The 13335-nt window shown below is 44.6% G+C and carries 13 protein-coding genes; 1 reads left to right on the top strand and 12 read right to left on the bottom strand.

Going from position 1 to position 13335, the window contains the following annotated elements; translation table 11 throughout:
* Positions 1 to 5 precede the first annotated feature (5 nt).
* The 5 genes from pgeF to JL57_RS30030 form a co-directional block, all read right to left on the bottom strand.
* Positions 6 to 884: a peptidoglycan editing factor PgeF gene (gene pgeF / locus JL57_RS30050; protein ID WP_045690891.1), complete on the bottom strand. Its 879-nt coding sequence runs from the start codon at positions 882 to 884 to the stop codon at positions 6 to 8.
* A 234-nt stretch (positions 885 to 1118) separates the two neighbouring features.
* The gene (locus JL57_RS30045) at positions 1119 to 1394 is read right to left on the bottom strand and encodes a YlmC/YmxH family sporulation protein (protein WP_034145554.1); all 276 of its coding nucleotides are present in this window, start codon (positions 1392 to 1394) and stop codon (positions 1119 to 1121) included.
* Between the two features lie 258 nt (positions 1395 to 1652).
* Positions 1653 to 2426 (bottom strand): RNA polymerase sporulation sigma factor SigG, encoded by a 774-nt coding sequence (gene sigG / locus JL57_RS30040; protein WP_034145553.1) that lies wholly within the window; start codon positions 2424 to 2426, stop codon positions 1653 to 1655.
* Between the two features lie 56 nt (positions 2427 to 2482).
* Positions 2483 to 3208 (bottom strand): RNA polymerase sporulation sigma factor SigE, encoded by a 726-nt coding sequence (gene sigE / locus JL57_RS30035; RefSeq protein WP_034145552.1) that lies wholly within the window; start codon positions 3206 to 3208, stop codon positions 2483 to 2485.
* Positions 3209 to 4126 carry a sigma-E processing peptidase SpoIIGA gene (locus JL57_RS30030; RefSeq protein ID WP_034145551.1) on the bottom strand — a complete coding sequence of 306 codons (918 nt, stop codon included), beginning with the start codon at positions 4124 to 4126 and terminating at the stop codon, positions 3209 to 3211.
* A gap of 519 nt (positions 4127 to 4645) precedes the next feature.
* On the opposite strand from JL57_RS30030, the gene JL57_RS30025 reads away from it, so the two are divergent.
* Positions 4646 to 6265: a methyl-accepting chemotaxis protein gene (locus tag JL57_RS30025; RefSeq protein WP_034145550.1), complete on the top strand. Its 1620-nt coding sequence runs from the start codon at positions 4646 to 4648 to the stop codon at positions 6263 to 6265.
* A gap of 139 nt (positions 6266 to 6404) precedes the next feature.
* Here JL57_RS30025 and ftsZ read toward each other — a convergent pair whose 3' ends face one another.
* The 7 genes from ftsZ to murG form a co-directional block, all read right to left on the bottom strand.
* Positions 6405 to 7466, bottom strand: coding sequence for a cell division protein FtsZ (gene ftsZ / locus JL57_RS30020; RefSeq protein ID WP_034145549.1), 1062 nt, complete (start codon positions 7464 to 7466; stop codon positions 6405 to 6407).
* Between the two features lie 297 nt (positions 7467 to 7763).
* Positions 7764 to 8093: a small basic family protein gene (locus JL57_RS30015; protein ID WP_034145548.1), complete on the bottom strand. Its 330-nt coding sequence runs from the start codon at positions 8091 to 8093 to the stop codon at positions 7764 to 7766.
* Between the two features lie 20 nt (positions 8094 to 8113).
* The gene (locus tag JL57_RS30010; RefSeq protein WP_034145547.1) at positions 8114 to 8839 is read right to left on the bottom strand and encodes a cell division protein FtsQ/DivIB; all 726 of its coding nucleotides are present in this window, start codon (positions 8837 to 8839) and stop codon (positions 8114 to 8116) included.
* A 126-nt stretch (positions 8840 to 8965) separates the two neighbouring features.
* On the bottom strand, positions 8966 to 10219 hold the full coding sequence (gene murA / locus JL57_RS30005; protein ID WP_034145546.1) for a UDP-N-acetylglucosamine 1-carboxyvinyltransferase: 1254 nt from the start codon (positions 10217 to 10219) through the stop codon (positions 8966 to 8968).
* A 24-nt stretch (positions 10220 to 10243) separates the two neighbouring features.
* Entirely contained in the window at positions 10244 to 11155 is a 912-nt protein-coding gene (murB, locus tag JL57_RS30000; protein WP_291300772.1) for a UDP-N-acetylmuramate dehydrogenase, read from the bottom strand.
* The gene (locus tag JL57_RS29995) at positions 11070 to 11933 is read right to left on the bottom strand and encodes a hypothetical protein (protein ID WP_291300771.1); all 864 of its coding nucleotides are present in this window, start codon (positions 11931 to 11933) and stop codon (positions 11070 to 11072) included. The genes murB and JL57_RS29995 overlap by 86 nt, the downstream gene beginning before the upstream one ends.
* A gap of 204 nt (positions 11934 to 12137) precedes the next feature.
* Positions 12138 to 13247, bottom strand: coding sequence for an undecaprenyldiphospho-muramoylpentapeptide beta-N-acetylglucosaminyltransferase (murG, locus tag JL57_RS29990; protein WP_034145544.1), 1110 nt, complete (start codon positions 13245 to 13247; stop codon positions 12138 to 12140).
* Positions 13248 to 13335: the final 88 nt, after the last annotated feature.

Here is a 13335-nt window from a genome sequence, read left to right as displayed (position 1 = left end):
ACCCCTTAATCGAAGCTCGAGACTCGATGCTCGATGTTCGAATATTCCGTACCGCTCGTGCCTCCGGCCTCGAGCATCGCGCCTCGTATACTGATCCAGCCTGCCATCCGACCTGTCCGAGCGCCATCTCGACGATGAGAAAAAAACCATTCAGTATTGTCTGCGGTGCAGATGGCAGCGACATCTATGTTCTCCGGGCGAACCCCTTTTTCCAAAAACAATCCTCGATTAGCCTCCCACAGGTCAAGCAGGTAATGTCCGTCTTCTTGCGGATGAAGAAACGGTGTTTTGTGGTAATTCGAGCGAAACTGCTCAGCAACCCTCTCATCCACTGAATAACAGCATGGACCGATGCTCGGCCCGATCGCCAGCCAAGCATTTTCAGTACGCCCACCCGCTTCTTCAAAGCGTTCTATGACCTTCTGTCCGATCTTTTGAGCAGTGCCTTTCCAACCAGCGTGCGCAATTCCTACTGCCTTAAGATCCGGGTAATAGAAATAGAGAGGGACACAATCGGCAAAAAAAGCCATTAGTCCAAGCGTCTGCTGTGTCAATAATCCATCCACTCCAGGAATCGCCGTTTCTAATTCTCGAACGCCACGCCCTCCATCTTCCTCATGAACCCATAACACATTTGTGCCATGAACTTGTTCGCCCACAACAACACTTGACCAAGGAACTTTCCAATGTCCTATCCAATGCCCTCGATTTTCCAGAACTGCTACAGGATCATCCCCCACATGAAGTCCTAAATTGAAAGTATCGTATGGAACTTGGCCTGCTCCCCCAACACGAGTCGAAAAACCCAGATTTATTCCTTCTGCTTGCCATTTCGGCAGGGTTAGGTAGGTTAAATTACCTTCACGAAGCCACTTCCAGTTCATCCTCTAACTCCTTTGTTTATATAAGAAAAATTTAGAAATTATCCATACTAGTACAAATATATCATTTAATTTGCCTGAGAACAAACCTGCCAAAAGTCCTATTCATAAGATACTTGTACCTATGAATAGGGGTATATATCTTTAGTATGTTAAATAAGTAAACAAGCATAAAGCCCCTGTTCTCGAAAAGAACAAGCGAATTATGCTTCAAATCTAAGTAACGTTTGCGACGGTCTAGCGACGCTCTTCGTTTTCAATATTAAATTCAGGCAAATCATTGACATCGACTAAAATGACATCCACCCCAATCTTCTTTACGCGATCCCATGGGATAAAGTAATCTTCCGTCTTGCCACCGCCAAAGAGTCCCCAGCTTTTCGAGGGTCCCGGCACAACAATTCCTTTGACAACGCCCCGTTCCAGATCCAGATCTAGGTCCTTAATTGGCCCAAGCCTTCGTCCATCCTTAACATTCACAATATCCAACATTCGTAAATCTGAGACACGCATTGTTACATCCCCCCCTGATCGAGGTTCGATGTTTGAGGTTCGAGGTTCGAATATTGAACCCCGCCCCTCGTGCATCGTATATCTAATCCTATGAGGGAAGGTTTCAAAATAGCCCTAATGCGAGGCGCGATGTTCGAGGCGCGAATATTATATATCACCTCTGACGCATCGCAGATGCTCTAATCGAGCTACAAGGCTCGATATTAGAATACTGAACACACTATAATCACGCATCGCGCTTCGTGCCTCGTGCCTCGCCTAAACATACTTGCGCATGTGTACCATGGCGGCTTTCTCAAGGCGAGAAACCTGAGCCTGAGAAATTCCGATCTCATCCGCGACTTCCATCTGAGTTTTACCCTGAAAAAAGCGCAGTGATAAGATCAATTTTTCTCGTTCACTTAAACGTCGCAAAGCTTCCCGCACGGCAAGCCCTTCTACCCAACCAGTATCCGACTGCTTATCGTCTCCTATTTGATCCATGACAAAAATCGGATCTCCTCCGTCATGATAGATGGGCTCAAACAAAGAGATCGGTTCCTGGATAGCATCTAAGGCAAAAACAACGTCTTCTCTTGGTAGCGAAAGCTTATGGGCGATCTCTGCCACAGTTGGTTCGCAGGAGCGCTCACTAACCAACTGGTCACGAACTTGAAGTGCCTTATAGGCAATATCCCGCAGGGACCGACTCACACGTATTGGATTGTTATCTCTTAGATAACGGCGAATTTCCCCGATGATCATGGGAACCGCATAGGTGGAGAACTTAACATTCTGTCCAAGGTCAAAATTGTCAATCGCTTTCATCAACCCGATGCAGCCTACTTGGAAAAGGTCATCCACATATTCTCCACGATTCGTAAACCGTTGAATCACACTGAGAACAAGACGGAGGTTTCCATGGATAAGTTTGTCCCGCGCGCTGCGATTTCCAGCTTGATAGATCACAAACAACTCTTTCATTTTTACGCTGGATAACACGGGCAACTTCGAGGTGTTTACTCCACAAATCTCAACTTTATTTAATGCCAATCTAAGAGCACCTCCCAGCCAATTCTGTTGGGAAGTATACCCTAACACAGTTTAGGTTATTCCAATCGGCAAAATTCTTTACGCAATCTGCGAATAATCCTCTTCTCGAGCCGCGAAATATAAGACTGCGAGATCCCCAAGCGGTCGGCTACTTCTTTTTGAGTTTTTTCCACCCCATCATCCAAACCAAACCTTAATTCCATAATCACTTTTTCTCGATTTGTAAGTCTACCCATCGCTAAATGCAACAATTGGCGATCTACCTGCTCTTCGATGGGTTTTGAGATAATGTCATTCTCTGTACCCAAAACATCGGATAACAGTAATTCGTTGCCATCCCAATCAATATTTAAGGGTTCATCAAATGATACTTCGGAACGTGTCTTATTGTTTCGTCTAAGATACATTAATATTTCATTTTCAATACATCGCGAGGCGTAAGTTGCAAGTTTTATTTTCTTTTGAGGATCAAACGTATTGACTGCTTTAATGAGTCCAATTGTGCCGATCGAAACAAGGTCTTCAATTCCGATTCCCGTATTTTCGAATTTCCGAGCAATATAAACGACAAGACGAAGGTTGCGTTCGATTAAAATATCCCTGATGGAGAAGTCCCCCATTTCCAGTCGCTCCAAGAGGACCCCTTCTTCATCCGAGTTAAGTGGTGGTGGGAGAGCTTCACTGCTTCCAACATAATAAATCCCACTAACTCCACAGACCTTCTGAAGAAGCAGGAACCAAAGCCGTCTAACCCTATCTTGAACATTACTCCACCACTTCATCTAACTATCTCCACCTTTCTGCACATGTTCTGGGTGTAGTAACGCTTGATATTCACCCTCTGAACTTAAGACTTGTTTGACGAGTGCCACGGTTGCCTGGATTTGTCGGGATTTCTTTTTTTCGTAACATGTTACGCCCTCAGGTCTAATACCAAGAAGCCAACTTTGGCGATCAATTGTTTGAAAGGGGATGAAAACAATCTGTTTTATTAGATCAGGATTACTTTGCCAAACTAAAGGCCGAGGGTTTTCGACGTCTTGCCAAGGGACCTTTAGAAATGCCCTCAAATTATCGGGCATCGCACTTGCTGCGACCTCCTCTTCAAGTAGAATAACCGGGTGGCCAGTCATTGGATCTCGCAAATGATTTCCAGTGTCCATTAACGCTTTAATGCGCACTACTTCACGTTCATCACCGCCAAACCTGATTTCCAAATCGTAGATAATTTGATTTAGTAAGGAGTTTCTGTCCTGCCATCTCTGCCAAACAAGCTGTAATAACCACCACATCACTGCCGCTAACGGAAGAATCCACAAATTGCTTAAAACCAGAGTTAAGCGCTCACGACCCAATCCATCCTCAAAATTAAACCACCCCCATAAGGCATACACAAATCCACCAAGACCTGCAGAAAGAAGCCAAAACCCTATCAGCGCTTTGAGAAATCCCCTCAATTTCCTGGTTGGGAAAGCAACCCCAACCATAAGAAAGGGAATAACCCATTTGCTTAATGTGGTCCACGGAGCTACAGAATAACAGGCTAAAACCACTGGAATCTCACCTAGTATAGTCGCAACCAAGATTCTGTACGGTCGGATTGGAAAACGAATGAGCCTACCAATCAGGATAAGAAGCAGAGTGTCCATTCCCCCGTTAATGAGAATATCCAGATCGAGATAAGTCTCTGCTACGTCCATCTGGTACACCCTTTCTAACACTTCTGTAAAAATTATATCTAAAGAAGCTAATAAAACCTGTCGCTTTCAGGGGGGCGAAATGGAATTTTTTAGGAAAACCAATGCGAGTGGTGTAGATTTTTCTCCGAGAAACATATAGGTCGACAGGATATGCAAACTCACCTTCACTTAGGCACTCTAATCATCCTTCACCACACCATAAACGATCACGACATCAAACTCTAACTCCTTTGCCATATTGGCTGGGATTACTAAAGCGCCCTTCACAATTAATCCGTTTTGTGGTTTGACCAGAGATAGCCAATTCGCTCTTTTCCATGACGCTCAAACGAAGCATTGGTTGGCTCTACATACATCGATGCGCTTATAAAACAATTTTAATTGTAAAAATATTGAGCTCGTGTTATTGTAAATTACCTCCCTCATCTACAATTTGGAGAGAGTACTTCTTTCCACAAATCTCCTTCCTTTCATTTTCGCATTCCCATAATACATAATACATAAAGGTGGTAGAGGATCATGGCTATAACTCAAAAAGTAAGTTATACTCAGCAGAAACGTGGCTTAGAAACCATTTCTCACATCGCCAAAGAGTTGCAGGGCATCCTAGATCAATATGAGGATTTAACAAGTGCCGATAAACCCATCAGAGAAGCAATCGATCGCAACCTCGGACCCCATGAATTCTTAGTGCTTTGTGACTTAAACGGACTGGCGTTAGTTCACTCGAATCGTTTACGGGAAGGTATTTACTTTAACAATGAGATTGAGCTCAAAGCTGCTCAATGTACTCAATCCATTACTCAGATTTACCATCGTAATACAGGTGAAGTTTTACTGGACGCTGCAAGTCCAATTTTCATCAAAGGACAGCATCTTTATACTGTGCGTTTAGGTATTCCTCTTCAAAAGCTTCAACTATCCAAGCAGTTGTTTACAGGAATACTTCCCCTTCTTTTTCTCGGTGGAGCCTGGGTTATTTTAAGCTCCTTTTCAACAGTTTCTATTATCTCTTCGCTGATCGCTCTAGGGGTACAAACTCTTTATAGTGTCTGGCTAAAGAATAAATTTAAGACTGCTCTTAACGAAACCTTTAAAGTGACTAAGGCGATCGCCAAAGGGAATTTGAAACTTCTAGCCAAAGCGCATACAGACGATGAATTGGGTAACTTATCTTATGAAGTTAACAAGGTATCTCTCGGCATGAAATCAATCATCACGGATCTGGCTTCTTTTTCCGAGCGAGTTCAGGATATGAGTCAAACTCAAGCCACCCATACTCACACTTTAGTGGAAAATCAAGAAACAATAGCAGCCACATTAGAACAGTTTAGCGCTGGAGCTACTGAACAAATTCAAGGAATGAAGATGTCCCAAAAACAAGTGGATGAAATCCAATCCGCTTCTCAAAGTATCTTAACCAGTACTCAGCAAGTCCTTTCCTTAGCAACATCCGCTAAAGCCACGAGTCATGATGGCAGCTTAGCGGTCAAAGAAGCAATTCGGGAGATGGGCGTTATTTATCAGGTTACCGAGCAAGCCCATCATTCGATTCTGGATTTAGCCGAGCAGGCACAAAAGATCGGGGATATCATCTCAGTTATCAACGGAATCTCCGCTCAAACCAATCTATTGGCCTTAAATGCAGCTATCGAAGCTGCCCGGGCTGGAGAACATGGCAGAGGGTTCGCCGTCGTTGCAGATGAAGTCAGAAAGCTTGCGGACAGTTCAGCTCATTCTTCTCATCAAATTATGGAATTGATTTCTAATGTTCAAGGGATGGTCAAAACAACGGTTGAAAACATTAGTCAAGGAATGGGTGAGGTTAATCATGGCAAAGAGGTGATTGAAAAGGCTGGAAAAGCAATCACCTCTCTAGACGAAGTGATTAATGCTACCTCGATTAAAGTCGACGAAAACCTCCAAAATGCCGATCGATTGCTAACTCAGAGTCAACTCTTAGCCGAAGCTCAAAGGCAAGCTACGTCGATAGCCACTCAATTTGCTGAAGGGGCAACTCAAGCGGCAACGACTGTAGAACAGCAAATGGATTCGACCCAGGAAATAGCCGCCATTTCTGCAGAATTAGCTAAAACTTCGTCTCAATTACACCGTGTTATTCAACGTTTTGATTGGTAGCAAGAATGCATCATAAATAAAGCGGGCAGCTCTTCCGAATGATCTGCCCGCTTTTGTAAGTTTAATAACCCCCACTTCTAGAAGTGGGGGTTATTAAACTTTGGTAAATTGATTTAACCGTTTGCATACTTGCTTTTAATTAACGTCTGCGCCGCAGGAACTCGGGGATATCAACGTCACTTTCCTTGGAAACTGTCTTAATAATGTTCTCCTGAACTTTTCCTGGGGCTACTCCAAATCCAGCCCAATGCTGGTCAAATCCAGTAGCAATCACGGTGACCCTTATTTCTTCCTTAAGATTCTCATCAATGACTGCTCCAAAAATAATATTGGCTTCAGGATCTGCTGCTTCCGCGATAATTCCAGCTGCTTCGTTCACTTCAAAGAGCGTTAAATTAGTCCCACCGGTAATGTTCAGGAGCACACCTTTAGCTCCCTCAATCGAAGTCTCTAGCAAGGGACTGGAAATTGCTTTTCGAGCTGCATCTGCAGCACGATTTTCTCCAGTTGCCTGACCAATACCCATGAGTGCAGAACCTGTATTGGACATAATAGTTTTAACATCCGCGAAATCTAAATTAATCAGTCCAGGAACCGCGATTAGATCAGAAATACCCTGTACCCCTTGCCTCAGGACATCATCAGCAATCCGAAACGCCTCATGAATCGTTGTATGCTTGTCCACTACTTGCAGTAAACGATCATTCGGGATAGTAATCAGTGTATCCACTTTACTTTTGAGTTCAGCAATCCCTTTTTCAGCCTGCATAGCTCGCTTACGGCCTTCAAAGGTAAATGGCCGTGTAACCACCCCTACCGTTAACGCACCCATTTCTTTGGCCACTTCTGCTACAATAGGAGCCGCACCAGTACCTGTTCCGCCTCCCATCCCAGCCGTAACGAAGACCATATCCGCCCCTTTGAGCACCTTAGCGAGTTCTTCGCGACTTTCTTCCGCTGCTTTAGCTCCAATCTCCGGATTAGCGCCAGCTCCAAGTCCTTTAGTCAGCTTTATCCCGATTTGTACCTTTTGACCCGCGCGGGAAAGCTGTAAGGCTTGTGAGTCTGTATTGACTGTTACGAAATCCACCCCTTGTAATCCAGCGGTAATCATACGATTAACCGCATTGTTTCCACCACCACCTACACCAATTACCTTTATTTCTGCAAATTGGTTTAAGTCCGTATCAAATTCCAGCATTTAGGTTATAACCCCCTCGCTTCATTCTAACCTGCTATCCCTTGGAAAGTATCAGGTCTCTAATATTCGGCTTTGCCGTCCAAGCACCTGCATTTGTAAAACCACGATGCCCTAAACTTACCCTACTGCTAATCCAATAATTTCGGTGTTGAACATGCCCATTAACATAAAAATAAAACATTTCATTAAGATAAATTACATACGCTGATACAAATTCTATATGTTAATGCTTTATCCCTCTATTTGAAAAAAAGTTTTTACAAAGTTCCCATAAGATTATCTCAGGCTAAACTCACTTTATTTTTTTATAAGATGCCGTCGAATGCTTCCTAAGTTTTGGAATATACGGACCCCAAATGCCACCACAGCCGCTAAATAAAGATCCACTCCGATACGATCTCCCACGTAGGCTAACAGGGCTGCAAGGAGCATATTACTAAAAAATCCTGTTAAGAACACGGCGCTATCAAAATGATCTTCTTGAGCAGAACGTATCCCTCCTAAGACAGAATCCAAGGCTGCCAGGATTCCGACGGATAAATATTTAGCATATTCAATAGGGACCGAAAACGGGCTGACATACCCAATCGCCAATCCTAATACTAGGCCTAAGAGCGGTAACCACATTTTTACATTTCCTCCCTGATTTAGCGGCCAATCACTGGCTTTACCGCAGTAAAATCTATGTATCGTACCCCTTGTTGAATCGATGTATACCCATTGTCGCTAATAAGTTGATATAAGGCCTTTAATTTATCGATCCAATCATTGGCTTGTCCCAATCGAACTTCTACTCCACTAGTTAAGAACAAGGTCATTTGTTGTATTTCATTGACATGCAGCTCTCCTATCTGTAAAAGCAATTCGGGGGGAGCTTGTCCCAGTAAGCGAAGCGCAGCCGTGAGCAGAGGATTCGCTAGACTTTGACCTGGTCCTACCGTGTCGGAAAGAGTTATTCCACTAATAACAGGATAATCTATTTTGGGCCAACTTTCCAATCGTCGTAGAAATATACCTTCGTTATCGACCTCCAAGACTCCGTTCGGGACCGCGACCAACGCAATCGGGGTTCGTTCTGTCACCTGTATGATAAGAGTGTTGGGAAGCTTCCGCTGGAAATGTACGCTTTGAACAAGCGGGTGTAAAGAAATTTTATGACTTAAGGCCTTTTGATCGAAGAGCAAACTGTTTTGTCCTTGTATCCCATGCGCCAATTTTAAGATATCATTTTCAGAAATCACACTAAGTCCCTGCACAATGACATGTTTAACTGCAAAGGCACCCGAGCGCACAAAGAGCACCATACCCAGTGCAAGCAGCATCGTCAAACCTGCGACATAGAGAAAGGACGTATTCATTTTCTTGGGTTGCATTTTAGCTTTCCTCCTCGTCCCAGTATAACGAATACAGTCCTATTCTGTCATGCTTTTTTAGGAGACTTTTATTGACAAAATATGTCATAAGTTTTTTTTTACACCTTCGACGCTGATTGACTTCAATTACACACGCACAACCTTGGCTCCTAATTGGCAATATTTCTCTTCTAGCCTTTCATACCCACGATCAATAAAATCTACCTTTTCAAGGACTGTAGCTTCCTCTGCCGCGAGTGCTGCCAGAAAAAGGGCTGCACCAGCTCGGAGGTCAGTAGCCTCAACGAAAGCACCTTCTAGAGTTTCCACCCCACGAATCACTGCCGTTCTCCCCTCAACCGTTATTTGAGCTCCCATACGCCGTAACTCATCCACATGCTGAAAACGATTTTCAAAGATCGTCTCAGTAATGATACTAGTTCCTTCCGCACAAGAAAGCAACGCCATAAACTGTGGATGCATATCCGTGGGAAATCCAGGATAGGGCATTGTCTTAAGATCTACACTTTGAATTCTTCCCCGTTGTTGAACACGAACTGCTTCATCCATCAGGGTTATACTGGCTCCTGCTTGGCGTAATTTAGCGATTACCGGTTCCAGATGTTCTGATACTACATTCTCGATCAGCACATTTCCTTCGGTCATGACCGCAGCAATCATATGGGTACCCGCCTCGATCCGATCCGGTATGACAGTATGTTCTGCAGGGTGGAGCGCATCTACCCCGTCGATTCTCAAGACATCCATTCCTGCTCCGCGTACTTTTGCTCCCATTCTATTTAAAAATAGTTGTAAATCGACAATTTCCGGTTCACGTGCCGCATTGCGAATCACCGTTACACCTTTTGCTAAGACTGCAGCCATCATAATATTTTCTGTAGCCCCTACACTTGGGACATCCAAGTAAACATCTGCCCCCTGTAATCGATCCGCCCAAGCTTCGATATAGCCATGTTTTTCTTTTACTCTTACACCAAGTTGTTGAAGCCCCTTAATATGTTGATCCATAGGACGTGAGCCTATGGCACAACCACCAGGTCTAGAGATTTTCACCCGCCCATACCGAGCCAATAGTGGACCTAAAATTAAATTTGAAGCACGCATTTTGCGCATGAGTCCTTCATCGACATCACAGGACTCTAAAGCCCCAGCATTAACAAGTAAAGCCTCATTTTGACGCACAACCTTGCATCCTAAATGCTCAAGTACCTCAACCATATGAGTAATATCTGCTAAATCCGGTATTTCTAATAAGGCTGACGACCCCTCAGCTAGAAGGGTTGCTGCCAATAAGGGAAGGGAAGAGTTTTTCGCTCCACTTACCCGGATATTTCCTTCTAACCGTTGTTTTCCGGTGATGACATACCGATCCATCGCCATAATCCAACCTCCTCTTCACAGGTGTCAATTCTCTAAATCTTTTGCAAACACAAGATTTTCGGAGGAAATACTCTCTACTTCTGTTTGCAAAGTGATTCCATATTTGCTGCGAACATCCTTCATAATAGCCTCTATTAAAGCAAGTACATCTTTCGACTTGGCCTCACCGGTATTGACGATAAAATTTGCATGTTTCTCAGAAACCTGAGCACCACCCATACTTTTCCCCTTCCAACCTGCAGCTTCAATTAATCGGCCGGCTGAATCACCCGGAGGATTACGAAAAACACTTCCCGCATTAGGTTTCTCGAGGGGTTGATTAGCTGATCTCTTGACTAAGTTTTCTTTCATGGTCTTTAAAATTTGCTCCCGATCTCCTCTGGAAAATGCTAGTTGGACTTCAATCACCCAAGCCTGGTTCCGTAAAGAACAGAAACGGTAAGCAAATTTAAGTTCTTCACGTTCTAACCTTTTCAGCGTGCCATCCATCTCCAGTACGGTGACACTCCTGATTTGAGAAGCTATTTGAGAGCCATGGGCTCCGGCGTTCATAATAACTGCACCGCCAATAGATCCAGGAATTCCCCGTGCAAACTCTAAACCGCTCCAACCTCGTTCCCCCGCCTCTTGCGCCAAGCGGGCCAATGGGTACCCCGCTTCGACTCGAACAGTGTAATCACCCCAATGAATCTCTCGCAATGCAGTGGTCACCATCGTTATTCCAGGAAGACCTTCATCTGGCAACAGTAAATTAGACCCTCGTCCGATCAACCAAACAGGAATTTCAGCCTCTTTGGCACGTTGCCAGACACTTAACAAATCCTTAGCATTTTCAGGCCAATATACGACCTCAGCGGGCCCACCAATCTTCCAAGTGCTCAATTGGTTCAGTGGATATTTTCTCTCCACACGTCCCGTTATTCCATCCAAAATCATTGATTTTCCACCTCATGTTATCCACCATTCGTGTGGTCTTCCAAAGAGTGTCCAGAGCCAACCTAATATCCAGCCAAGAAACCCCCATATCAAGACACAAAGCTATAGTCTGACACGCCATTTGTTCTTCTAAGGGTTCTGGCCAACGCGGCATATGACCTAGATAACAATGCCTCCTCGTACAGCGATAAAAATCAACCTGAGTTTCTCGGACTACCCAAGTCGTTTGTTCATTTTCTCTAAGCTGCACTCTTCTTCCTAATCTACTTTTATCGACAAGTCCCTCCAACCATGATTCTGGAATCAACCAATGTAAGCCTTGCTTCCGCTCACATTGCCATTCTCCATCTGCCCTCGGCCAAAGTATCGTCGGTTCAAACCCAGCCATCTCTAAAATATGTCCTAACAAGGGACGTCCATCGATGAGTACCGTCGGTTCAGAAATCCATAAGACGAGTTCATCCTCCAGAAGATTATGTATCAAGGATTGTATAGGTAATTGATTTATCCCTTGGGCAAGTGCCCGTTTTCTCCAGGAATCATGCTCCAACGCCTCTGGCCAATATGCCAATTCTGTCACAGGCTGCCATTCACCAGACTTGCACATCTCTGGGAAAGGTTTCTCCATCCAGCATTCCGAAGGTTCTTCAAGTAAATCCTCCGCAGATGGTTCTAACTCAGAGCATTCTAGCTGAATCCCTTTCAACACGGCCCGTACCCCCTTAATTCCGGGAGCCGCAGAAGAAGCGACCAGTTGAATTTTACGTTTTGGCCACACCACGCTCACTCCTTTACTTTGTTTACTGCCATATGCTATGCATCGGAGTAAAAAGGTGTGAGCATTCTCGATGTTCGATATTCGATATTCGTAGTTCGAACGACGCACTCGATATTCGTTCTTTAATTATTCCCTTCTCGAACCACAAACTTCATTATCGTTCTCCTCTTTTCGAACCACGTACCTCGAATATCGAACCACGAGCTAGTGCCAAGCAATTTCCCTACAAAGATCTACGATTTTAGTTAGAGCTTGAGGTTGCGCAAGCTTTCGTGCAGCGGCTCCCATTGTAGCGAGAAGCTTTGGTTGAGAAATCAGACCATCCACTTCTTTCCATAACCGTTCTCCATTACACTCTGAGTCCAAGATGATTTGCGCAGCACCAGCCTGAACGAGCGCTTGGGCATTATGTTCTTGATGATTCTCTGCAGCATAAGGATAGGGAATTAATACACTGGGAATGCCAGCCACCATCAGCTCCGCTAAGGAAGCTGCACCAGCCCGACCTATGTAGAGGTCAGCACAAGCCAAGGCTTCAGGCATATCGCTCAAATATTCTAAGACACGCCAACCAGGACGTTGCCACGTAATTCCTCGTTTTTGAAGTTCTTCGATCGTTTGGGAGTAGGTCATTTGACCGGTTGCCCAAATCACCTGAATATCCGTGCGTTGGGCGAGATGCTCTAAGACAGTGATCATGGCCTTATTTATGGTAAGTGCACCCCGGCTCCCACCCGTTACTAGCAAGGTCAAACGCTCAGCGCGTAAACCAAACTTCTTCGCGCCCACCTCTCGAGTGACCTTTCCTATTTCCGCACGAACTGGAAGCCCCACTAACTCCAGTTTTTTCAATGCGCCAAAATGTGAAATACTTTCGGGAAACGTAACCATTACTCGGCGAACAAACCTTGCTAAAACTCGATTCGTGATTCCAGGTAAAGCGTTTTGTTCATGAAGCAAGGTTGGAATATTGAAAAGAGAAGCTGTCAAGACAACCGGTCCTGACACATATCCTCCAGTTCCTATGACTAGATCTGGATGGAACTGTCGTAAAATAGTCTTTGTTTCCCAGAGGGCCTTTAGACTTTTACCTAATACTTTTATCGTATCGGGGCTTAACCTGCGAGGAAGCCCTTTTCCTGAAACCCCCACAAACTCGATCCCAGCCTCTGGCACTAAACGTGCTTCCATACCATCCTTAATTCCCACATAGAGAATTTGAGTCTCAGCGTCACGCGCCAATAATCCTTTGGCAATGGCTAAGGCCGGATATATATGCCCCCCTGTTCCACCACCAGTCAAAATCACACGCACTATCTATATACCCCTTTCTCCACTTCCAAGACTTCCACTCTCAAGCCCCACAAACCCACATGCACTCGAACTTCGAACCTCGAACATC

The organism is Desulfosporosinus sp. BICA1-9, from assembly GCF_000802135.1.
Note: the sequence above shows the minus strand (reverse complement) of the source record. Positions and strands in the feature narration are given on the sequence as shown.